1 protein-coding gene is annotated in these 229 nt (G+C 65.9%); it reads right to left on the bottom strand.

The window, feature by feature from the left end; genetic code table 11:
- Positions 1-211, bottom strand: a 211-nt coding sequence (locus ACP7FG_RS13275; protein ID WP_439226675.1) for an aldehyde dehydrogenase family protein, incomplete at its 3' end; no start/stop codon positions are given.
- Positions 212-229 lie beyond the last annotated feature (18 nt).

Raw genomic sequence — 229 nt, 5'->3', positions numbered from 1 at the left:
GGTCGCGCCAGTCGGGCTGGGCCTCGGCTGCCCGGTCGAAAGCGGCTTCGACATCGGCCGACACACAGGCCGGTAGCCGGCCGATGTCGTCGCCGGTAAAGGGTGTCTCAACAGGAAACGTCGCGTCGGTCTCGGGGGCAGTGACCAGCGGTTCGAGGGCGTCAAGCGACACGGCGACCTCGGAGACGTCGCCAGCACCGGTAGATGACATACCCATACACACGATACA

The sequence above is a fragment of the Idiomarina sp. ST10R2A5 genome (assembly GCF_051842325.1).
In the GTDB taxonomy this organism is placed as follows: domain Bacteria; phylum Pseudomonadota; class Gammaproteobacteria; order Enterobacterales; family Alteromonadaceae; genus Idiomarina; species Idiomarina abyssalis.
Note: the sequence above shows the minus strand (reverse complement) of the source record. Positions and strands in the feature narration are given on the sequence as shown.